23 protein-coding genes are annotated in these 22554 nt (G+C 60.2%); 8 read left to right on the forward strand and 15 right to left on the reverse strand.

Features of this window, described 5'->3' with window-relative positions; genetic code table 11:
* Positions 1-21 precede the first annotated feature (21 nt).
* The 7 genes from BM235_RS03650 to coxB form a co-directional block, all read right to left on the reverse strand.
* A complete protein-coding gene (locus tag BM235_RS03650; RefSeq protein ID WP_090109378.1) occupies positions 22-1236 on the reverse strand; it encodes an amidase in 1215 nt (404 codons plus the stop codon).
* Between the two features lie 195 nt (positions 1237-1431).
* A complete protein-coding gene (locus tag BM235_RS03655; RefSeq protein WP_090109380.1) occupies positions 1432-1896 on the reverse strand; it encodes a DUF420 domain-containing protein in 465 nt (154 codons plus the stop codon).
* A gap of 85 nt (positions 1897-1981) precedes the next feature.
* A complete protein-coding gene (ctaG, locus tag BM235_RS03660; protein WP_090109382.1) occupies positions 1982-2899 on the reverse strand; it encodes a cytochrome c oxidase assembly factor CtaG in 918 nt (305 codons plus the stop codon).
* 330 nt (positions 2900-3229) lie between these two features.
* A complete protein-coding gene (locus BM235_RS03665; RefSeq protein WP_090109384.1) occupies positions 3230-3550 on the reverse strand; it encodes a cytochrome C oxidase subunit IV family protein in 321 nt (106 codons plus the stop codon).
* A 4-nt stretch (positions 3551-3554) separates the two neighbouring features.
* Positions 3555-4175 (reverse strand): cytochrome (ubi)quinol oxidase subunit III, encoded by a 621-nt coding sequence (locus BM235_RS03670; protein ID WP_090109386.1) that lies wholly within the window; start codon positions 4173-4175, stop codon positions 3555-3557.
* Positions 4172-5977: a cytochrome c oxidase subunit I gene (ctaD, locus tag BM235_RS03675; RefSeq protein WP_255374043.1), complete on the reverse strand. Its 1806-nt coding sequence runs from the start codon at positions 5975-5977 to the stop codon at positions 4172-4174. Before ctaD ends, BM235_RS03670 begins: the two co-directional genes overlap by 4 nt.
* 80 nt (positions 5978-6057) lie before the next feature.
* On the reverse strand, positions 6058-7131 hold the full coding sequence (gene coxB, locus BM235_RS03680; RefSeq protein ID WP_090109390.1) for a cytochrome c oxidase subunit II: 1074 nt from the start codon (positions 7129-7131) through the stop codon (positions 6058-6060).
* A 424-nt stretch (positions 7132-7555) separates the two neighbouring features.
* On the opposite strand from coxB, the gene BM235_RS03685 reads away from it, so the two are divergent.
* Complete coding sequence (locus tag BM235_RS03685) at positions 7556-8299, forward strand: hypothetical protein (protein WP_090109394.1); 744 nt, start codon at positions 7556-7558, stop codon at positions 8297-8299.
* A 175-nt stretch (positions 8300-8474) separates the two neighbouring features.
* Here the strand turns inward: BM235_RS03685 and BM235_RS03690 are convergent, their stop codons facing one another.
* From BM235_RS03690 to BM235_RS03700, 3 genes are all read right to left on the reverse strand, one after another.
* Positions 8475-8663 (reverse strand): hypothetical protein, encoded by a 189-nt coding sequence (locus tag BM235_RS03690; RefSeq protein WP_090109397.1) that lies wholly within the window; start codon positions 8661-8663, stop codon positions 8475-8477.
* A gap of 133 nt (positions 8664-8796) precedes the next feature.
* Positions 8797-9522, reverse strand: a complete 726-nt coding sequence (locus BM235_RS03695; protein ID WP_090109399.1) for an FHA domain-containing protein — start codon at positions 9520-9522, stop codon at positions 8797-8799.
* Positions 9523-9665: 143 nt separating this feature from the next.
* Positions 9666-10238, reverse strand: a complete 573-nt coding sequence (locus BM235_RS03700; protein WP_090109412.1) for a hypothetical protein — start codon at positions 10236-10238, stop codon at positions 9666-9668.
* 207 nt (positions 10239-10445) lie between these two features.
* Here BM235_RS03700 and ilvA point away from each other — a divergent pair, with 207 nt between their 5' ends.
* The 5 genes from ilvA (at position 10446) to BM235_RS03720 (ending at position 14297) form a co-directional block, all read left to right on the forward strand.
* Positions 10446-11726: a threonine ammonia-lyase IlvA gene (gene ilvA / locus BM235_RS03705; protein WP_090109415.1), complete on the forward strand. Its 1281-nt coding sequence runs from the start codon at positions 10446-10448 to the stop codon at positions 11724-11726.
* Between the two features lie 108 nt (positions 11727-11834).
* On the forward strand, positions 11835-13028 hold the full coding sequence (locus BM235_RS03710; protein ID WP_369803457.1) for an MFS transporter: 1194 nt from the start codon (positions 11835-11837) through the stop codon (positions 13026-13028).
* Positions 13029-13036: 8 nt separating this feature from the next.
* Positions 13037-13678: a TVP38/TMEM64 family protein gene (locus tag BM235_RS03715; protein ID WP_255374035.1), complete on the forward strand. Its 642-nt coding sequence runs from the start codon at positions 13037-13039 to the stop codon at positions 13676-13678.
* A gap of 170 nt (positions 13679-13848) precedes the next feature.
* The gene (locus BM235_RS31905; RefSeq protein WP_177244180.1) at positions 13849-13992 is read left to right on the forward strand and encodes a hypothetical protein; all 144 of its coding nucleotides are present in this window, start codon (positions 13849-13851) and stop codon (positions 13990-13992) included.
* 23 nt (positions 13993-14015) lie between these two features.
* Positions 14016-14297, forward strand: coding sequence for a transposase (locus BM235_RS03720; RefSeq protein WP_090109417.1), 282 nt, complete (start codon positions 14016-14018; stop codon positions 14295-14297).
* A gap of 658 nt (positions 14298-14955) precedes the next feature.
* On the opposite strand, the gene BM235_RS03725 is transcribed toward BM235_RS03720, so the two are convergent.
* The 5 genes from BM235_RS03725 to BM235_RS03745 all read right to left on the reverse strand — a co-directional run bounded on the left by BM235_RS03725 (position 14956) and on the right by BM235_RS03745 (position 20919).
* A complete protein-coding gene (locus tag BM235_RS03725; protein ID WP_090109420.1) occupies positions 14956-16011 on the reverse strand; it encodes an FUSC family protein in 1056 nt (351 codons plus the stop codon).
* Positions 16008-17123 (reverse strand): DNA alkylation repair protein, encoded by a 1116-nt coding sequence (locus BM235_RS03730; RefSeq protein WP_090109422.1) that lies wholly within the window; start codon positions 17121-17123, stop codon positions 16008-16010. Before BM235_RS03730 ends, BM235_RS03725 begins: the two co-directional genes overlap by 4 nt.
* A gap of 15 nt (positions 17124-17138) precedes the next feature.
* A complete protein-coding gene (locus BM235_RS03735; protein WP_090109423.1) occupies positions 17139-18047 on the reverse strand; it encodes a hypothetical protein in 909 nt (302 codons plus the stop codon).
* A gap of 50 nt (positions 18048-18097) precedes the next feature.
* Complete coding sequence (locus BM235_RS03740; RefSeq protein ID WP_090109425.1) at positions 18098-19063, reverse strand: 2-hydroxyacid dehydrogenase; 966 nt, start codon at positions 19061-19063, stop codon at positions 18098-18100.
* Between the two features lie 89 nt (positions 19064-19152).
* On the reverse strand, positions 19153-20919 hold the full coding sequence (locus BM235_RS03745; RefSeq protein WP_090109427.1) for an ATP-binding protein: 1767 nt from the start codon (positions 20917-20919) through the stop codon (positions 19153-19155).
* A 118-nt stretch (positions 20920-21037) separates the two neighbouring features.
* Between BM235_RS03745 and mscL the strand changes: the two genes are divergently transcribed.
* The gene (mscL, locus tag BM235_RS03750; RefSeq protein WP_369803458.1) at positions 21038-21529 is read left to right on the forward strand and encodes a large conductance mechanosensitive channel protein MscL; all 492 of its coding nucleotides are present in this window, start codon (positions 21038-21040) and stop codon (positions 21527-21529) included.
* Complete coding sequence (locus tag BM235_RS03755; protein WP_090109429.1) at positions 21526-22239, forward strand: NUDIX hydrolase; 714 nt, start codon at positions 21526-21528, stop codon at positions 22237-22239. The genes mscL and BM235_RS03755 overlap by 4 nt, the downstream gene beginning before the upstream one ends.
* Positions 22240-22554: the final 315 nt, after the last annotated feature.

The raw sequence follows: 22554 nt of genomic DNA on the forward strand, positions 1-22554 counted from the left end.
CGAAGTCGGGCCGCTACGCTGTCATTGCCTGCCGCCCGCCGCATCCACGGCGCTCGAACGTCGCGCTTCCCATTCGGCCGCCCATCGCAGCAGCGTCATATCCTGTCCGGGTCCGGCAAGGAGAGACAGCCCCACCGGACAGCCGTCTGCCTCCGCCCAAGGCAGCGTGATCTGCGGCAAGCCGCCGATGCCCGCGATGCAGGACAGTTGCTGCGTACGGACGCGAAGCTGCTCCATCTCCTCGGGCGGCGTATTGCGAAGGGGTGCCGGACCGGCCGCCGTCGGGATCGCCAGCACGGTGTCGTCTCCCATGAAGGCGGAGAGCCTCGCGCGAATATCGGCCATCGCCTCCTCCTCCCTACGGCAGTCGGATTCCGCCAGCGTCCGCGTCCATGCGAACCGTTCGGCGATGCCGGGACCGAATCGAGGTCTCGTTTGCTCGATCCAAGGTCCGTGCGTCCGCCAAATATCGGCGCCTTGGAGCAGCTTGAAGATCCGCATCCACGCCTCCAGCCCCTCCGCTGCGATCGTGATGCGCTCGCTCGCAGCGAAGGACGAAGCCAGCTCTGCGATCAGTGGCGTCAATGCCGACTGCGTCGCTAAGTCGACCGTTCGCAGCGCGTCGTCCGCGACGAGCAGCCGGCGCGGACGCGCCCTATTCGCCTTATCTTCGTGTTCCTCCAGCAGCACCGCGCCTGCCGCGGCCGCGAGCTTGGCCGAGGATGACATCCATCCGACCGTGTCGAATAACGGGGCGAGCGGCACGACGCCGTCCAGCGATACGCGCCCGTGCGTGGGACGGAAGCCGTAGATGCCGCAGTAGGAGGAGGGAATCCGTACGGAACCGCCGGTGTCGGTGCCGATCGCGATGTCGGCGAGCCCCGCTGCGGCCGCTACGGCGGATCCGCTCGAGGAGCCGCCCGGGATGCGCTGTTCCGCCTTTGGATTGACCGGCGTTCCATAGTTGTAATTTTCGCCGTTCAGGCTGTACATCAGTTCGTCGGTATGCGTCATGCCGTTAAGCCGCGCACCGCTCGCGAGGAGCAGCTCGACTGCACGGGCATGCTCGACGGCAGCCGTATGCGTTCGGGACCAATCCGGACTGCCCGCCCCCTGGATATGCCCTTTGACGGCGAACACGTCCTTTGCCGCGAACGCGATGCCGTCAAGTATCCCGCTGCCCGTCGGCTCCAGCTCTATATCCTGCCGGATGTAGGCATGCCAGCGATCGTGCATCCGACTCATCCTCTCTGCTTGTATGTATGAGCAGTATAGGAAAGCGGGGCTGTCATGTAAATTTACTTGACCTACATTTGGCAAAGGCACTGAAAATGCCGCTTCTCTTTGTTATGGGACCCAACCAAACCTTTGCACGACGCAAAACACCCCCCGACGTCTCGTCGGAGGGTGAGCATTCAATGACTTATTCTTTTACCAGCCGAAAATCGCGTCGATGACCGGCTTCGTATGGCCGCCCGGATAAAGCAGGTACAGCAGCACGTATACGGTAATGCCCGTGATCGCGGTGATGAACCAAATGACGGCGGTTACGCGGCCCCATCGCCTATGCTTCGCGTATTTTTCCTTGAAGCCGAGCACCAGCGTCGTGATGCCGAATACGGCCGCGACCATGGCCAGCGTAATATGGAACAGCAGGAAAATCAAATAAATCGTCTTAAGGTGATCCGGTCCGCCCCACTCGGTATTGCCGACGAAAATCGTGCGGGATACGTAGATGATGAAGAAAATGACCGCCGCGATCGCAGCCGCGATCATCGTCTTTTTATGGGATTCGCGTTTGCCCCGGATAATCTGATTCCAGCCGATCGCCACGAGAATGGCGCTAAGCGCGATGAAGCTCGTGCTGATCGTAGGCATAATGGTATAGCTTGACAAATGGGCTCACCCGCTCCATAAATGTTGGACAACTGCTCCCATTGTAACCTGCCTTTGCCCTTAGTTCAATTCAGTAAGCGCCACTTCACACATTGTTCAAACGGCTTGACGAAGCATGGTCGAACGCGGGATCGTCATCCTGCGCGCGCTCTCTCCGGTACCACTGCATGAAGACGGTATACAGCGCAGCGATGTTGACGAACTCTTGCAGCAGCTTCATGATAATGCCTCCGAGCTGCTGGTCGTCGGTCGGCGACAGAAGGCTGAAGAACGCCGGTCCGCCCTTGAACTGAGCCAGGAAAGCGGCCGGATCGCCGGCGATGCAATAGCCCATCGCTTTGGCCCATACGTCCGGGTCGTTGTAGACGCTGAACAGCGGCGTGCTCGCGAAAATAATAAGTACGCAGGCCGGCGTCAGCAGCAGGCCGTTCAGGAAAATGAAGCCGAGCTTGCGCAGATTCGTCAGCTTGCTCCACTCCGCGACCGGGCACATGACATGCCACCAGCTGATCATCGACGCGCCGAGCATCAAAAAGTAATAAAAGCCGTGCACGACGTAGTGCGTCATGATCCAGTCATGGTTGACCGGCATATGGTACACCGAGAACAGCAGGTTAAACGCGAATAATCCCAGCAGCGGATTCATGAGAAAACGCAGCGGCCTCCAAAACGGCTTTGAGAAAACGGACCTCCACAGCCAGGCCGGAACGCCGTAAATCAGCATGGGCGGCACGATAAAATAGGAAATCGCCATCGCCGTCATGTGGAAGGTAAACATGAGATGGCCCATCAAGCTAAGCGGGCCGCCTTGCGCGAGATATAGCAGCACGATGGCTGCAATAAACGCCGTTTGCCGCTTTTTGGAGACGGGCTCGCTATGATCGAACCGTTCCCGCCAAGGTCCCGTGACGAGCGAATACAAAATGATGATCAAGAGAGCGATGACCATCATGACCGGGCTCCATAGGTCGGCGAACGAGAAATACTCCAATCCCATACCCATCGTAGCTCCTCCTTTCAGTCGCTTCAATCTTCGTGCTGTCGGACTTACGATCCGTTATTCGCGCCATAAATGGCGTTCCGCCGTCTATGGCGGACATACGATCCGTTATTCTCGAAAAGCTGCATCTTTAATCCCCTTCAATCCGAGAATAGCGGATCCTATGTCCGCAAAGGGTTCAAAAAGACATATAAATCCGAAATAGCGGATCTTGAGTCCACCGGGGACCATACAGCCGAATATACACCAATACACCGCATAACCGCGCAAAAGGCCTTAACCGTTAAAAAGAGAGGCGGCTTGTAGGCCCGCCTCTCTTCAGTTCTTCTTGTTTTACCACCAAACCCAGTACAGGGCCATGATCACCATCGTGAATACGACGATGATACCGAAGATGATGCCCATCGTAGCGAACAGGTGTCCGCGATCCTTCAAGTGCATCCAGAACGCCAGCTGTACGAATACCTGCAGCAGCGCCATGGACACGAGGATGATGTACGTGAACGTCGTGTTGATCTCGCCGGCGGAAACCGCGGCGAAAGCGATGATCGTGAGTACTAAGGACAGAACAAAAGCGACGACGTGCTTCTGCGGTCCCTCGTGCCGATGACGTCTCTTGGGATCCGAAGCGGCTGCCGAATGGTCGTTGGCCATGAGGTTAACCCACCTTTCCCATCAGGTATACAACGGTGAAGATGAATACCCAGACGACGTCGATAAAGTGCCAGTAAATGGCGGACACGTAGATCTTCGGAGCGGTAACGACCGTGAGGCCCTTCTTGAAGATCTGGGCGATGAGCAGCCCGATCCAGAGAACGCCGAACGCGACGTGCGCGCCGTGGAAGCCGACCAGCGTGTAGAACGAGGAACTGAATGCGCTCGTCGTCAGCTTGTGGCCTTCGGATACGTACGTGTTGAACTCGTAAATCTCGAGTCCGAGGAAGCTCAGTCCCAGCAGGATCGTAATAATCAGCCAAACGATCATCTGCTTGACCTTGTGCTGGTGAAGGGCCTGAACCGCGAAAACGCTCGCGAGGCTCGATACCAACAGGATCATCGTGGCGGCGAATACCATCGGAAGCTCGAACAGATGGTCGGGCGTCGGACCGTCGAGGGTCTGATGGCGAAGCGCGATGAAAGCGGCGAAGAGGGTTCCGAACAGAACCGTCTCCGCGCCGAGAAACAACCAGAAGCCGAGAATTTTATTGCGGCCTTCTAACGTCGCCTTTTCGGGCTCATGAGGAAGGTGTCCGTCTAAGTGATGGTCGTGTGCGCTCATGCGTGCACCCCTTTCTCCTGCTCCTCAGGCTCGATGTGGAAGCCGTGATCGTCGAACACGGAGCGGCAGAACATGCTGCCAAAGGTGACGACGAGCCCTGCGATGGCGACGACCAGATGGTCGTACATGAAGCCGAGCGCCGCTGCGAACAATCCGATGCTCATGACGAGCGGAAGGATCGAAGGCGAAGGCATGTGGATCGGCCCGACCGGTTCGGCCGGCGGCATTTCGGCGTTGCCCTTTTGCTTCTCGTTCCACCATGCGTCATAAGAGCGCACGAGCGGAAGCTGCTTGAAGTTGTACTCCGGCGGCGGCGAAGGAATCGACCATTCGAGCGAGCGGCCGTCTTCCCAAGGATCGTCCGCGACAGGCTTCTTGTTCGCCGCGCTGACGATGACGTTGACGACGAAGATGATCGTGCCGATGCCCATCAGGAACGCGCCGACGGTGCTGACGGCGTTCATCGTGTCGAAGCCTTGGCCCGGCAGGTACGTCCATACGCGGCGCGGCATCCCGATCAGACCCAGGAAATGCTGGATGAAGAAGGTCAGGTGGAAGCCGATAAAGAACGTCGAGAACGTCCATTTGCCCAGCGTCTCGTTCAGCACGCGGCCGAACATCTTCGGCCACCAGTAGTGGAGACCTGCGAAGATGCCGAAGATCAATCCGCCTACGATAACGTAGTGGAAGTGTGCGACGACGAAGTACGTATCATGGTACTGGAAGTCGGCCGGCGCGACGGCCAGCATGACGCCGGTGACGCCGCCCATGACGAACGTCGGGATGAACCCGATGGCGAACAAGCTCGCGGACGTGAACGAGATCGAGCCGCCCCACAGCGTGAACAGCCAGTTGAAGATCTTGACCCCCGTCGGCACCGCGATCAGCATCGTCGCGATGGAGAACAGGCCGTTCGCCACAGGACCGAGGCCCGTCGTGAACATATGGTGCGCCCAGACCATGAAGCCGAGGAACGCGATCAGTACGGTCGCGAACACCATCGAGCTGTAGCCGAACAGGCGCTTGCGCGAGAAGGTGCTGATGACTTCGGAGATGACGCCGAATGCCGGCAGGATCAGGATGTAAACCTCGGGGTGACCGAACACCCAGAAGATGTGTTCCCACAGCACGGCGTTGCCGCCGTTGCCCGTCTCGAAGAAATTAGCCTGGAACAGGCGGTCGAACGTCAACGCGACGAGGCCGACCGTCAGTACCGGGAAAGCGAATACGATCAACGCGGACGTGATGAAGATCGTCCAAGTGAACATCGGCATGCGCATGAAGGACATGCCCGGCGCGCGCATGTTGATGATCGTCGCCATGAAGTTGATGCCGCCGATCAGCGTGCCGATACCGGCAATCTGAAGGCCCATCAGGTAATAATCGACGCCGTGGCCTCCGCCGTAGGTCGGGCCGGCCAGCGGTACGTACGACGTCCAGCCCGCATCCGGGATGTCGCCCGCGAACCAGCTGATGTTCAGCAGGACGCCGCCGGCGAAGAAGGTCCAGAAGCCGAGCGAGTTCAGGAACGGGAACGCGACGTCGCGCGCCCCGATCTGCAGCGGGATGACCGCGTTCATGAGCGCGAACAGCATCGGCATCGCCGCCAGGAAGATCATCGTCGTGCCGTGCATCGTGATCAGTTGGTTAAAAGTATCCGCCCCGACGAAATCGTTCATGGGCTTAATCAGTTGAATCCGAATCAGAATCGCCTCAAGGCCGCCGACCAGAAAGAACAATCCGCCGGCGATTAAGTACAGGATCCCTATTTTCTTATGGTCGACGGTCGTCAGCCAGTCCATCAAGCCCCGATAACGCTTGACCGTGTGCGCGTGTGCAGCCAAAGCCGCGTCCTCCTTCATTCCCCGCAGAAGCTAGAGTATTAGTATTCGAGCTTTTGGCCGGCCAGATACTTAGCGATGCCGTCGAGCTCTTGTTCGGTAAGGCCGGTCGCCTTCGTGCCCTTGCCCGGTCCGTAGGAAACATCCGTGCTGACGTCCGGCATTTGGTTGCCCGGCTTGATCGTCTGCGCATGGGAGATCCAGTCCTTCAGGTTCTCCTCGGCCGACTTTTCGTCGTTGTAGAGGATACCGCCGACGGTCAGCCTGCTGCCGATGCCGGTCAAGTTCGGAGCCGAACTGCCTGCGTTCGTCTCGCCGATCGCGTGGCAGGTCAGGCACTTGCTCTCGAATGCGGCCTTGACGTTCTCGTCGGCCGGCATGGACACCGGCGTCTTCATCGCCGCTACCCAGCGGTCGAACGAAGCTTGGTTGACGGCCTTCGCCTTGAAGTCCATCAAAGCGTGGGAAGGGCCGCAAAGCTCGGCGCACTTGCCTCTGAACACGCCTTCGTTGGGGAATTCGAGGTACAGCTTGTTCGTCGTTCCGAGGCCTGCGTTGGTATCGATCTTGCCGCCGATGGAAGGGATCCAGAAAGCGTGCGTCACGTCGCCGGACGCGAGCTTGAACTGAATCTTGCGCCCTGTCGGCACGATCAGTTCCTGCGCGGTCTTAATGCCGTATTCCGGATACTCGAACTCCCACCAGTACTGGTGAGAAGTGACGGTAACCTGCACCGCCTCCGGATCCTTGGAATAGTCCTTGGACAGACCGAAAACCGTGTTGATCGTCGGCACGCCCAGAATGAGCAGCAAAATAATCGGAACGACCGTCCAGATAATCTCCAGCGTGTGATTCCCTTCGACTTGTTTCGGGATCGAGTTGTCGCCTTTGCGCCGGCGGAAGCGGATCAGTACGTAAATACAGATCGCAAACACGACGACAACGACTAGCGCCATGATCGAGATCGAGAGCGTCATCAGGTCAAATTGTTTTTGCGCGACGGGGCCCTGCGGGCTCAGCGTCGACAGGTCGTCCCTACCGCATGCCGACAGCAAGAGCGCCATGCCGGCCATTAGCGGAAGCAACCGCTTTAATACGCGCCACCGATTCATCATCCATTCATCCCCACTTTGACATAATCACGGATCGCCCTCTTCTCTGACTGTGGCGGCGGCGATCCATGTGTTGCGCGATGTCGAACTTTGGTCACGCACGTGCCTAAACCCTCTAATAAATATAAAGATTGGCACGACAGTTTGTCAATGTTCACACAACAGTTCACAAATTGTTCTCAAAACTGTCAAAATCGTTGCGGCGCAAGGGTTTCAAGGCTCGTTTTTGCGTTTATAGGCCCCTTTCGGGTCCTCCTGCAAAGGCTTTCTTCGGCCGTGAAGCCCGGATCTCCCGATCGTGGCGCCGCAGCCCTTTCCATCAGCTTTTACCATTGTCGGCTTGTTTTATGTACGGGGGCCCGGCATACTTTTGCGGCGGCGGCGAACACTAGTCGCATCGCATGCAGATCCCGAGGAGGAGCCCGTTATGAATAAGCGCCGTTGCGCGAACGTATGTCTGCTCGCAGCCGCGCTGACAGGCGCGTTGGGCGGCTGCAATTATAAAGCCCATCATCAGCAAAGCGCCAACGATTACGGCAGCAGAACGGCAAACGATCCGAAAATGTCGGGCGTCCGCGCCTATAGCCATGTCGTCACCGATCCGCGCGCGCATGACAATCGTTATTTCGAATACAGCTCGGCCCTTTCGTATCGTTTGTCCAACGTGCCCGGCGTCAGTTCGGCGATCGTCATGCTGACCGACAAAAACGCGTACGTCGGCATTACGACGGACCAAACCGCTACGGGCATTCGCTCGCACGGCGGCTTGCGCACCCGGGAGCAGGACAACACAGGCACCACCGAAGGCGTCTATAACGTGGATACGGGGAGCAATTCGTGGGATTTGACGAAAATCGTGACGCCCTACAACTCCTCCTTTTCGCACAAGGACATCTCGGATCTGTCGACCGAATTCCGCCAGACGCTGGCAAACGAGGTTCGCAAGATGGCCCCAAACGTGTCCGGCGTCCACATCTCCGCCAACATGGAGTACATGAACCAATTGCTCGGCTACGCCAAAGCTTCGTGGGACGGCCAGCCGCTCGCCCCGCTTACGCCTAGCTTCAATAAGCTTGCCAAGTATATGTTCGCGGCTGGCGACGAAGTGCCGATCCCGGTTAAGGAGCCGACGGCGCGCGGCGGAAGCATGAACGGTACGGCCAATCGATGAGCAAGCATCCCTAAAAATAGCGGGTTGCGCAGAAGACGAGCGTCTCTGCAGCAATCCGCTTTATTAATTGAAGCGCCAAACGCAAAAAGAAACCTGTAGGCGCGTTGAAAGATCCAAAATGCCGCCAAACAAAAAAACAAGGCCCCTATCGCAGAGGCCTTGCGAAAATCGGTGGTCAGGAAGCGGATGAGTTGATTCTCATCAGCTCGCGTTCAACGATAACGGTAAGTTCATCTTCATAGCCGCCGGTGATTCTGTATTTCCGGATATAGTCCTTGACGAACTTGCGCGGATCCTTGGGGCGAAAAATTCTCGTTAGTTCCTGCAGACTCTCCTGAACTTCGTTATGACCGCGCTTTGCCATGCCATAATCCCTCCCGGCGGAAACTTCCCGCAAGATTCGTACAGAGTTGACGCCCGGCTGCCTATATTAGATGTTTACTTCCCGTTCGCCTCATTATACCAGTTCGACCAGAGGTTTAACAGAAAAAACGTCTTCAGACGTCTACCTCGAACCATTGCTCGCCGCCCGGCAGGCTGAATCGATCGCCAGCCCTGAGCTCTCGCCGGTCTCCCGCGACCAGCCGCGTGCCGTCCGGCAAGTATGTACCGTTGGATGAACCGTGATCGACCAGCGAAAAAATACCGCGCGACGAATCGTAGCTGACGGTGCAGTGCTTGCGGCTGATCTCGGCGTGTCCGTCCGGATAGACGAGCTCGCATTGGTGGCCGTCCCTGCCGATCGCCAAAGGCCTGTCCGCCAGACTGTAACTGGCGCCTGCGAACTGGCCCGCGACGCCTACGAGCCGAGGCTCGCCGACGCCGGCGATCGCGGCCTTGCGCCGCCCGATGCCTTCCGACGCGTCGCCTAAGCTCCGCAGCGGGATCGTATAGCCGAGATCGTCGCCTTCCTCCGCATCGTCATCGGAGCCGGGTCCGGCGTGGTTCGAGGCAAACAAGTCCGAATTCGCAGGCCTGGACTCGTCCTCCTTCGTACTCTTACCCCGCGAGGTCATCTGCAGAAACGCCAGCACCGCGATGATGGACACGGCGATGCCGATCGCCATGGCCGCCAGGAGCGGAAGCATGCCCTGCGATTCTATGCGCTCCGCAGCCGTCTGGGCGGCGGCCGGCGCCGCTTCCGCCCTCAGGCCCGGCCATGCCGTCGCGGCGAACGCCAGCACGGCGGCCGGCAGGGCGCGGAGGCCGGACCTTCTTTTCATGGCGGCTCCTCCTAGTCATGTAAACGCTTACTAATGCGTATGCGTCAGTTAATTATTTAATACCGCTTATGATCTCGATTATAGCTCGGTTCGGCGGTCCGTTCAATGTTTGACCTCCTGCGCGCGAACGGTCGACGGCCTGGTCAGAGGCCGCCGATCAACTCGCGAAGCTCGCTCGCGGAAGGCATTCGAAAAGAAACCTTAAGCCCGTCCGCGTTGGAAGAAACGTCCTTAATCCGCACGACCTTCGGCAGCTCCGCGCCCAGCGGGATGACGACGTCGTCGAATTGGTCTGCGGGCAACGGCACGCCCCTGATCGAAGCCTCCTGGACTTCTGCCGTCAGGTTGGGCGAAGCCCACTTCAGCCGGTATACGATCGTGAGCCCGACGGGAATCCGGTCCTTGATCTTCAAGTTGACGTCCGCAGCCAGACGATTTTCCGAGAGCAAGCGGAACCTGGCACCCGTAATCAACACGTCCGGTCCGTACATCGGGTTGCGCGCGATGGATTCCTTGGCCAAATTATTAACGTCGGCTTCGGAGAGCACGAGCTCCGTCGACATGTCCTTGAACATCTGCATCGCCTTGCTCTCGAGTTTGACCGGCTCGTATGCCAGGTCCAGACGCTCGGCGGGCTTGATCAATTGAAATAAAATGACGCTCCCCACGGCGATCAGCACGACGAGGGCAATGAACGCGAACAGCAGTTTTTTCAACGGAAAGCCTCCTCTGGACGGGTCTTCGCGCAAGCAAGAGCGCGCATCCCGCGCGCGAATTGACTTGTATCCCTTCTTAAGAGTATAACATTAGTAATTCAAACGTCGGACAGGGTTCTATCGCCGCGCGGATCTGACGCCCTGCCCGCGCCACAGCCAGCCGTCCCTTCGGGGACGGCTATTCATTTAGGATCAGGAAGGAAGATGATGACCTTGTCAGACTCATTACCCCGCACCGCGCCCGCCTCTATCAGAATGGAGGATATTCTGTTCGCGGCCCATACGCTCCGCGGCGTCGTGTCCCCGACTCCGCTGCAGTTCAACCAGCGGCTGTCGGCCAAGCACGGCTGCCGGATCCACCTGAAGCGCGAGGACCAGCAGGTGGTGCGCTCCTTCAAGATTCGCGGCGCCTACAACCTGATCTCCGGCATGCCGGCGGAAGAGCGCGAACGCGGCGTCATCTGCGCGAGCGCGGGCAATCACGCGCAGGGCGTCGCTTATTCCTGCGCCGCGCTCGACATTCCGGGCATCATCTACATGCCCGCGACGACGCCGCGCCAGAAGATCGGACAGGTCGAGCTGTTCGGCGGGGATAAGGTCGAGGTCAGACTCATCGGCGATACGTTCGACGACGCTTACGCCGAAGCCCAGCGGGCGGTGCGCGAGACGGGAATGACCTTCGTGCACCCTTTCGACGACGCGCGCATAATCGCAGGCAACGGAACGGTGGGTAAAGAGATTATGGAGGCGTGCAAGGAGCCGGTCGACGTCCTGCTCGTGACGGTCGGCGGCGGCGGACTCGCCGCCGGCGTCGCTTCCTACGTCAAAGCCGTCAGCCCGAATACGCGCATCATCGGCGTCGAGCCCGAAGGCGCTCCCTCGATGCTGGCCGCGATGGAACGCGGCGAGGTCGTGCCGCTCGAGGAGATCGACAAGTTCGTAGACGGCGCCGCCGTCAAGCGGGTAGGCGATCTCACTTACGCGCTGTGCCGCGACCTGCTCGACGAAGTGATCGTCGTGCCGGAAGGACGCGTATGCACGACGATCCTCGAGTTGTACAACGAGCATGCGATCGTCGCCGAGCCAGCCGGGGCCCTGACCGTCGCCGCCCTGCCCATGCTGGCCGAACGGCTGGCCGGCCTGAGCGTCGTATGCGTCGTGAGCGGCGGCAACAACGACGTCGACCGGATGCAGGAGATCAAGGAGCGCTCGATGATTTACGAAGGACTCAAGCATTACTTCATGGTCAACTTCCCGCAGCGCTCCGGCGCGCTCAGGGAGTTCCTGGACGACGTGCTCGGGCCCGACGACGACATCGTTCAATTCGAATACACGAAAAAGCATAATAAAGAAAACGGCCCGGCCCTCGTGGGCATCGAGCTCAAGAGTCCGGAAGACTACGGCCCTCTGGTCGAGCGCATGAACTATAAAGGGTTCCGGTACGTGGAGTTGAACAAGGATCCGCTGCTGTTCAACCTGCTGATCTGACCGGGGACCGCGCCGCGACTTTGATCGCATGCAAATTATGGCTATAATGGTGAGGTCATGCATCACGCCCGCCGGTCGTGCGCCAGAGGGCTTCAAAGGAGAATTCCGTTGAAGACGGCTTCGATCAAATCGATGTTTATCAAAGAAATATCGCTGCTCGCCATCATTTTGTACCTGGTGGAGTTCGTGCGGGGCGCGGCGCTCATCGGTTTTTTGCCCATCTACGGCAAAGAGACGCTCGGCCTCGACTTGGACGTGATCGGCGCGGCCATTACGGCGCACTACCTGATCGATACGGCGCTTAAGCTCGGGATGGGCTATCTCGTCCACCGATTTCACGTCAAAAAAATCATTAATATCGGCCTGTTCGCCTCGCTGATCGGGATGGCGCTGATCGGCTGGGCGGACGTGCCCTGGATCTTCATTTCGGCTGCAGGACTGTACGGACTCGGCATCTCGCCGATCTGGATCTACTGCCTGACCAAAGTCAAAGAAGAAGGCCGCGGCGCCCAGATGGGTTTCCTATATATGATCTGGCTCGTGGGCCTCGGATCCGGCCCGGTCGTCCTCAATCTGGTGCTCGTTCACAGCGAGATGGCGAGCTACTGGATCATGGTGCTCGTATCCGCCGGCGCTTGGCTGCTCTCTCTGATGATTCCGAAGGAAGCGCACGCCGAAGTGGCAGCCGTGCCTTTCCGCAATCAATTGGCCGTGCTCGGCACGCATTTGAAGGACATGCGCCTGCTGCTGCCCGGCATGATCCTGCAGACGCTGGCGGCCGGCATGCTGCAACCGATCCTGCCCAGCTTCGTAAAAGACCATCTCGGGATGGCTTCCTGGCAGTATACGCTGCTGCTGCTCGCCGGCGGCGGCTTCACCGCGCTCGGGTTGATCCCCATGGGCAGGCTGTCGGACCGGCTGGGGAAAAAGTGGTTTCTGGTCGTCGGCTTCCTGATGTTCGGCATTGCGCTCTACGGCCTGACGCTCAGCCCAGTGACCATGCTCGCCTTTATATGGGCGGTCACGCTCGGGCTGTCCTACGCGGCCGTGCTGCCCGCCTGGAACGCGCTGCTGGCGGCTTATGTGCCTCCTGAGCAAAAAGGCCTCGGCTGGGGCGTGCTTTCCGCCGTCGAAGGCGTCGGCGGGCTGCTCGGCCCGATCATCGGAGGCTTCGCGGCCACGGGCTTCGGCGAGCCGTCCGTCGTGCTGAGCACGGCGGTCATCTTCGCGGTCATCGGCGTCATCTATCTGCTGTTCCCATTCCGCCTGTTCCGCGGGGAAAAGCCCGCACAGCGCATGTGAGGTAATCTATGCTTCAGCTATTGTCCGACAGAATCGCCGCATTTGCCGCCACGCGCTGGCAGGAGTGGATGACTTATCTGAAAGGCATGAGCCTGGACGATATCCAGGCGCTCCTCGACCGCTATTCGGCTCTCGGGCCGCTGCCGGGAATCTTGCTGCCCCTGGCCGAGTCGCTGCTGCCTTTTTTGCCGCTCATCGTCATCGTAGTGGGCAATGCCTTGTCCTACGGACTGTGGCTGGGCTTTCTTTATTCCTGGATTGGCGCCTGCTGCGGCGCGATCCTCGTGTTTATGCTCGCCCGGCACTTCGGTTCCCGCTACGGCGAGCGTATCCGAAAGCGTATGCCCCGCATGGAGCGCTTTTTCTCTTGGGTGGAGCGAAAAGGGTTCACGCCTATTTTTATCCTGTCTTGCCTGCCCTTCTCCCCGTCCGTCGTCGTTAATGTCGCGTCCGGCATCTCCAAGATTCAGATGCATACGTTCGTCATTGCCATCATCCTGGGCAAAGCCGTCATGATCTTCACGCTCTGCTTTCTCGGCCATGACCTGAACGCGCTCGTTCACCAGCCCTGGCGGCTGCTCATCGCGGCTGCGATCCTCGCGGCGCTGTGGTTCGTGGGCAAAAGGCTTGAAGGCCGGTATGTAGGGTAGTCGGATAGCGGCTAGTGGTGCATCCCTTCGGGTACGGCTAGGCCGCCAGCGACCGGCGCGCGCTTCCGCCCCACCGCGGTTGCGGAAGCGCGCGCCGCCAAGGCATAATGCCGCCGTGCGCGTGGCAACCTATCCGGGAGTCGACGATATCACCGGAAGGAGGGATCGCCATGTCCGGCGAACAACCGTCAGGCGCTCAGATCGAGGCCAGAAAAGCGCAGTCCAAAGCCGATAGAACGGGCTCCGGCAAAGACGCGGCCAGCCGCCTCCAATCCGAATCCGACCACTCCGCCATGCGCAAGCACGGCAAGTAATTCTAGCGAGGCGGTGACTTCAGATGAGCGAAAATAACGAAATGCTGCCGTTATCGGGCGACAAGGTTGAATCCGACGGCATCTACCGCGACGAGTGGGGACGCGAGCTGAAGCTCGAACGCGGGGACGAATATCCGTCCGACCCGATGTCCGGCAGCACGGAATGGGAATGGGTCGAGGCGGTATACGACAACCATCACGACGGCGAAACCGACCCTCGCCTGGTCCCCAAGGAAAAGGACATCAATAAGCAGGAAAAAATCGAACATCCGCGCAGGCAAGTGGACCGGGGCTCCAAAGGTTGAATATGAAAATCGGCGATCGTTCCCGGAGTCGGGTGGCGATCGCCGATTTTTTGATGTGGACGAAGCTGATGATGGGGATGCGGCGGGTGAATAAGACGATGGCGAGGCGTTGTTTCGAAGATGCGATGGGGTAGCTGGCGAATAAGACGATGATGAGGCGTTGTTTCGCGCATTCAGTCGTGGGCATGCCAGCGAGTGCTGGTTTGGTGCTATCCTGCAAATGTGCATCATCCAAGGCTGATATGGTCGGTTTCGGCGATCTATCGCGCAAAAGTGCATGATAGCTCGTCTCTTTAAGCGAGGAGCCGGATGTTTCGGGTAAAAATCCTGCACTTTTGCTCGATAGGCGAAGCGGAGAACGGGTGCGGCTCTCCATCCTGCACTTTTGCTTGATAGGCGAAGCGGAGAACGGGTGCGGCTCTCCATCCTGCACTTTTGCACGATAGCCCCATCGGTGCCTCTTTACTTTTAATCATATTGATAATACAGCGTGCCGGACTAGCGTGTCTCGCATGGAGATGCACGGTTTTTCCGTGCAACTGCGCCGCGGGGGGCGGTGTGGCTGCGCGGATGAACGGTTTTTTCGTGCAACTCTGCCACGGAGGCGGCATGCGGAGATGCACGGTTTTTCCGCGCAACTGCGGTCCCGAACGCGATGCTACAGTCCCAGCAGCCGCTCGGAGTCCTCGGGCGCGCCGTCTCTGCGGTCCTGCCAATGCTCGATCAGCTTGTCGAGCCGGCGCAGCCGCTCCTCGTAGGCGTAGATCGCCGACGCGACGACGGCCAGGCGCGTCTTGTCCGCGCGCTCCATCTCGGCCGAGCAAGTGATGCTCTCCAGGAGCGCGGACGATTCTGGCGGGGGCGCGGAGGCCGTGGCGCCCGGCTTCAGCAGCCCGTCCCATTTCCACATCAAATGCTCGTGATAGGCGCACAGCGACTCGATGTGACCGTCGATCTCGCGACGCCACGCCCCGTCCGCAGCCGCGGCAAAATAGTGTACCTCAACCGCCTCGATCAACGTGACGCCTCGCTCCAGCGCATTCAGCATGCCTTGGTACACGACCAGCAGGCGCGCGCGGTCCGCCCGGGACGCCTTGCGGACGACACGCTCCTCGGCGTACAGGTCATAACCGTCTTCGAGCTTGCGAAGCTGCCCCTTCAACCCCGATAGCTCCCGGTTGAACACGTTCTCGCGCAGCTCGTTGGATACGGCCGTCCGCAGCAGCAGCGACAGCTGCGTCTGAGACTTTTTCACTTGGGCCACGAACCGGCCGCGATGGCGCGGCGGCGCGATCGTGATGTTGACGACGAAGGCCGTGACGATGCCCGTCAGCAGCGCCGCCAGCCGGTCCATGACCAGCGGCCAGCCGAGACCGTGCGCCTCCATCAGGACGACGACGGTCACGACGGTGAGGCCGATCGTCTCCTCGGCGCGGAGGCGAATGCAAAGCAGGATCATCAAGACGCTGACGATGCCGATGGACAGCGGGCTGCTGCCGACGAGCCATACCGCGGCTATCGCCGCGGCGGCGCCGAGCACGTTGCTCTGCAGCTGCTGGAGCACCTGGACCCAGCTGCGGTAGATCGAAGGCTGGATCATCACGACCGTGGCGATCGCCGCGATGAGCGGCAGCTTCAGGCCGATCAGGCTGCCAATCCAGAGCGCGATCGCCACGGCCAGGCCGGTCTTGAATACGCGGGCTCCGATCGTCAAGGCGCGACCTCCTTTGCTGCCTCCAGAGCCACGACGGTCTTCGCGATCTCTTTGCCGTTGACGACTAGCGCGAGCGTATGCGTTCCCGGATAATGGCGCCTGGTGGACAGATCCTTAAAGGAGAGCTTCCGCGTCCCTTCTATCGCGCCGCCGCCCGCAATCTCGCGCTCCGCCAGCCTGAACAGCTTGCGGTAGCCGCTCCCCTCGGCGCTGCGCGGGTAGGTCACAGCGAGCTCTAGCCTAAGCTTGCGCGATTCCTCATCGGGCAACTGCAGCTCCACCGAGTAGGCGATCATCACGGCGTCCCCGATCGCGGCTGCCTCCGGCGAGACGGTCCACGTCCGCACGACCGCCTCCGGCGCTGGCAGCAGGCCGAACAGACGCATCGCGTCTTCGTCGGCCCGGCCCCGGATCAGACCCCGGCAAGCATGGCGCAGCAGCGCGTCCGTCTGCGAGTCGGCCCCGTGCCAGCGGGCCGCCAGCTCCATCACCAGACCCGGATGGTCCTTGGAGATGTCGTTCAGGTTGTTGGCGACGCTGCGACGCACGTATTCGGACGGGTCGGCCTTCAGCGCCTCCAAGATCGGCAGGACCGGCGACGGATCCCGCTTGAACGCCGGCAGCGCGTCCGCCCACGGCAGCCGCGGACGGCAGCCCTCGCTGGCGAGCCTGCGCACGTGCTCGTCCGGATCGGCGCTCCATGCCAGCATTTGTGCCATCATGCGCCCCGGATCCTGCTTGATGAAGGGGCGCACCGCGAATTCGGCGGACGAAGACCGGGTGAACAGCGCGAGCGCACGCACGGACCTGTCCCAGTGGGATAGCCCGAACACCTCTACGAAGTCCGGAAAAAACAAATAAGGAAAGCCGCGGCAGTCGCCGGCTATCCCCTCTAAGATATCAAGCGCGCGCTCGTAGTCCGCCGGCAGTACGGCGCCAAGCGACAGGGAGATGCGGCGGATGCGCCCCTTGAGGGCTAGCGTCTCCCATCCGTCCGCGAGCGAGAGGCTCACGAAGCGATCCGCGTCGAACGGCTGCCACGCACGGGCGACCCGAGCGCCGAACTCTCTTAAAAAAGCTTCGTCGTACATATTTTTAAGCGGCTCCGCCACGATAAAACTCCTCCTCTATCCGGCGTCTCCATCGCGTATGTCCCGCCGAATCGAAGCTTTATTATACCATGCGGACAACCGGCCGGTCAGCACGGACAGGAACGCCGACGCGAATGCCGTCATCGCGGCGGTCTCCAGGCATTCCTCGATCGTCTGCAGCAGCCGTTCGCTGCTCTTGCCCAGGCTGCGGATGTCGATCGTGTCCATCGAGACGGCGCAAAAGGCAAGCACCAGTCCGGCCGCGAAAAAAGCGCGCGCGGCTCTGCCCTTGCCGAGCAGGCGCCACAACGCCCATACCGCCGCCAGCCCGCATACCGCGTAAAGCGGGATGAGCCAATCGCCCGCTTCCATCCAGGGCAGCAGCCGGATGCCCGTCTGCTTCAAGTAGCGGTCCCGCAGCCGCTCGTGCAGCGCGAACCGCTCGTCGAGCGACAGCCAGGCGAAGGCCGCGGCCGTGATCGTCCAGCCCCAGGCGCCATGCCTTGCGATCCATACCGACAAACGGGCGCCGCGTGCGCCCGATCGTACGTCGGCAAGCTGCTGATCGCCCCTCCCGCGTCGCCCGACCGTAGGCGCATCCTGCGCCGATGTCCCGGCTTCGCGCGTATGATGCGCCTTCTCCCCTGCTTCGCGGCTGCGCTCGCCGAGCGCCCCGGCGTTCCCTCTTTCGAGCGACGCCGCAAACGCGTTCAGCCCCGCCACCGCCGCGGCCAGCACGAGCAGCACGCTCTCGAGCCAAGCCTGCGGCGTCGTCTCCGCGGCGACGTAAATCCAATAACGCGGCCAACCAGCCGCGATCATGCCGACCGTGAACAGCAGGACGGCCAGCCACAGCGCCGCCAGCAGCCGCTTCCCCGCGGCGGGCAACCGCCCCGCTCCCGCCGGGACGCCCGAATCGCCATCTCCTCTTGCAGACGCTCGCATGCGCCGGCCTCCTTCTCAGGTTCAATTCCTGCAGTATCATACGCCCTGCCCTACACCAGATTCAGCGGCTCTCCGGTCGCGAGCCCGCAAATATTGTCTACCCACGTGTCGTAACCCCGCTCGAGCACCTCGACGGAATACCAGGCCGTATGTCCCGTCTGCAGCAGCCGGCCTTCGGCGATCTGCTTCGCCGCGCGTTCGTCCTTGTCCGCGATCGGAAACAGATCGTCCACCGCATAGCCGCGCAGGCGGCCCTCCTCGATCGCATGCACGACTGCGTAAGGATCGACCAGCGCGCAGCGCGATACGTTAATCAGCGTCGCGCCGCTCTTGATGCGCGCGAGCTCCGCTTCGCCGAAGGCGGCCGGACCCTGCCACTGAGCCGGCATATGTAAGCTCACGATGTCGCTCGAGGCGAGCAGCTCGTCGAGCCCGACCAGGCGGACGCCCGCCGCGCTTCTCGCGCGGGGATCGCATGCCAGCACGCGCATCCCGAAAGCCGAAGCCAGCTCCGCGACGCGCGAGCCGATCCGGCCGAGCCCGACGATGCCGAGCGTCTTGCCGCGCAGCTCGAAGCCGAGCACGCTCGTGCCGGACGGCACGCGGCCGCGCACGCGATCCTGGCTCAGGTGGATGCGCCTGGACATCGTCAGCATCATGCCGAGCGCATGCTCCGCCACCGAATCCGCCGAATATTCGGGCAGGTGGCTGAGCGCGATGCCGCGGGCGTTCAGCCAGTCGGTATCGATATAATCCACGCCGGTCGCGAAGACGGCGATGCCTCGGAGCCTCGGCAGACGGGACAGCCAGGAGCCGTCGATCGACGGTACGGAACGCGGCGTCAGCCCGCACACGTCCGCCTCCTTTAGCATGTCGACGAGATCGTCGGGCGGAATCGGCCCCTCCGCCGAAAGGAACCGGACGTCGGCCGTCCGTTCGAGCCGCGAGGCTTGGGCTTCCGTAAAAGTGCTTCTTCCTCTTGCCGTGATGACGACGGCCTTCGAGTGGTTGGACATGATCGCTGCCTCCCTTTCAGGTTTACTGGATTCTCCTAGTTATAACCCCAATCATCCCCCCTCGAACGGCGATTTCGAACGCGCATGCGTCATCCGGTCTTGACTGGCGCGGTGTCCGGATAACGGAACGGCAGCAAGATCTCGAAGGTCGTGCCGCTCCCGAGCTGGCTGTAAACTTGTATCTTGCCTTGATGGTTGTCCACGATCTTGTAGCTGACCATCAGGCCGAGTCCCGTCCCTTTATCCTTGGTCGTGTAGAACGGCTGCCCCATCTTGGCGAGCTGGCTATCCTCGATGCCCGGCCCCTCGTCCATGATGCGGATGCGCACCGAATTGTCGATTCTCTTCATGTGGACGTGGATCGCGCCGCCGTCCGTCATCGCTTCGATCGCGTTTTTGATGACATTGATGAACACCTGCTTGATCTGGCTCTCGACGCCGTAGATCCAGAGCGGATCCGGGCCGAAATCTCTCTCGATCTGGATGCTGTGCAGGATCGCCTGCGTCTCGAGCAGCGTGACGGTCTCGCGCATCACGTGCCGGATATCGTGGTACGACAGCTCATATACCTGAGGCTTGGACAGCATGAGCATCTCGCTGACGATATTTTCGATGCGGGTGAGCTCCGACTTCATGATGTCGTAATACGTGCCGTTGTTTTTTCTTCCCGATGAGAGCAGTTGAAGAAATCCCTTCAGCGACGTCAGCGGATTGCGAATCTCGTGCGCGATGCCCGCCGCCAGTTGACCCGCTACGTACAGCTTTTCCGAGTTGATCAGCAGCTCTTCGTTTTTTTTGCGCTCGGAGATGTCGCGGATGATGATCTGCAGGGCGGGCTCGTTCTCGATCGAGGTCATCAATTCGACGATCTCCGTATTGAGCGTCCGGCCCTTGAGCGTGACCCACTCCTGCTCGAGCGGGCCGCTGTTGCCGGTCATGGCGAGATTGTGCATGCGCTCCCTCACCCTGTCGTGATCCTGGGGCAGCAGATACGCGAAGATGGAAGAACCCAGCAGCTCGTCCGGCTCGGTCGCGTCGAACATTCGAAGTCCCGCTTCGTTCACGAACACCCATTTATCCTTTTTGAAAATGGCGATCGTGTCCAGCGAGTTTTCGACGAGCAGCTTGTACCGTTCATCCATATGATTCATGCGCTTGTCGATATACCAAGTGAATAGCGTCGACGTCAAAATCAGCAGCATGCCGATGCCGATAATGATCGACAGCCGGTAAATATCCTCCTGCAGCCGGTCCGCGGACGCGTACATGGCGCTGTCCCGATATTGCAGCAGCATCGCTTGCTTGGAGATCTGGCTCTCGACGAATACCGACATGCCGAGCGTCAGGCTCGCCAGCCATTTGTTCCGTTCCCCGGGCCACTCCGAGAGCCGAAGCGCCGCGTAGATCCCGCTCACCAGAAGCAGCACGCCGAGCATGATGTAGACCGTCACCGTGCGGATCTCCGACACCGTCTCCCCCAGCTCGCCGAAGTAGCTCATAAAGGCGACGCCGAAGGCCAGGATGAAGCTGCCGGCCGCCAATCGGTAACGGATCGTATTTTGAAAAGCGAGCATGACAAAAGCCATCGAACTAAAAAAGATCGTGAACAGCAGCGAAACGACGGCCGCCCACGTGAAAACGATCGTCTGGTCCCATGCCAGCGTAGTCAGAAATTGCTTGACCCACATCCCGATGCCGAATACAAAGGCTCCGCCCGACAGCCAGAATACGCGGAAATGATTGTCTTTGCGCTGGAGATTGCCTGTGAAGTTGAACATGGTGTAGGATGCGATTATGCTGATAATCAGCGCCAACAGCAGAAGACCGATCCTCCAGGACGTCTCGGAATCGTACATCGTGTGATCCCCCGCAGTCGAAGATGTAATGGAGATGTGAATGCTTTGTGATAGACTTCGACAAGTTTTAAGAAAATCCTACTTTTTCCAACTTAAAAAAATGGAGGTTTTGCAAGAAATGTTAAGAAAAATGGCAGGAGAATTTAAGACGTTCGCGATGCGCGGCAATGTCATCGACCTGGCGGTCGGCGTCATCATCGGCGGCGCGTTCGGACAGATCGTCAACTCGCTCGTCAACGATATCGTCATGCCGCCGATCGGGCGGCTGCTGGGGGGCGTGGATTTTAAGGATTTGTACTGGAAGATCGGGGATTACAAGGAAGGCACCGTCGTGTCGTCGATCAAATCGCTGGAGGATGCTCGAGCCGCCGGGGCGCCGGTCATCGCGTACGGGCAATTCATCAACATCATCATCAACTTCCTCATCATCGCCTTCTGCGTATTCATGCTGGTGAAGGTCATCAACAAGCTGACGGAGGGACGTAAAAAGGACGAGCCGCTCGCTGAGCCGACTTCGAAGGAATGCCCGTATTGCCTCTCAGTCGTGCCGATCAAGGCGGTGCGCTGCGCGCACTGCACGTCGGAGCTCGAGGCGACGGCGAGCGCATGAGCGGAGAAGAACAGGTGAACGACGGCGAGTACAAGGGCGTTCATGAGACGGGAAGCAATGGGGAGCGGAAAGGCGTGGAAGAGCGGTTCGACATTTACGACGAACTGGACAGGCCGATTGGCACTGCGACGCGTTCGGAGGCGCATGACCGCGGGCTGTGGCATCATACGTTCCACTGCTGGCTCGCGCGCCGCGGCGAAGACGGCCGGGCTCGCGTGCTGTTCCAGCGCCGCAGCCGGGACAAGGATACGAATCCCGACCGCTTCGACATCACGGCGGCCGGGCATCTGTCCGCCGGCGAGACGGCGCGGGACGCGGTCCGAGAGCTGGAGGAGGAGCTGGGGCTTCGCGTCTCGCTCGAGGACCTGGCGCCGCTCGGCACGTTCCGCGAGGAGGACGAAGGCTTCGCCCAGGGCGTGAGATACATCGACCGCGAGGTTAGCGAGGTGTACGGCTACGTGACGGATCGCGGGCCGGAGACATTCCGGCTGCAGCGGGAAGAGCTGGCCGGCTTGTACGAAGCAGACGCTGAGGCGCTGCTCGCCCTAATGCGAGGCGAAGTGGAGACGGTGTCGGCTGACGGCGCCGAGTTGGATGCGGACGGTGCGCTAGTGCCCGTGTCCGGCGTCCCGGTGCGACTCGACGACTTCGTGGCGCGAGACACGGCTTATTACATCCGCGTGATCGAAGCGCTGATGCGCTTAGTGTAGCGGGACGAGTGAGGCTGGGTAACCGGTTGTCTATGTAAAAAGATAGTTCCAGGTGAGACTACTTCATGCCCTCGGGCAGTGTGGCTCCGTAAGATAGTTCCAGCCAGGACTTCTTGGCTTCATCGGGCAGCGTGGCTCAGTAAGATAGTTCCAGTTAGGACTTCCTGACGCCATCGGACAGCATGGCTCGGTAAGGTAGTTCCAGTCAAGACTTCTTCATGCCATCGGGCAGCGCGGCTCGGTTAGGTTAGGTAGTTCCAGTTAGGACTTCTTGGCGTCAACGGGCAGCGTGACTCGGCAAGTTAGTTCCAGTTA

The sequence above is a fragment of the Cohnella sp. OV330 genome, from assembly GCF_900112065.1.
Taxonomy (GTDB): Bacteria; Bacillota; Bacilli; order Paenibacillales; family Paenibacillaceae; genus Cohnella.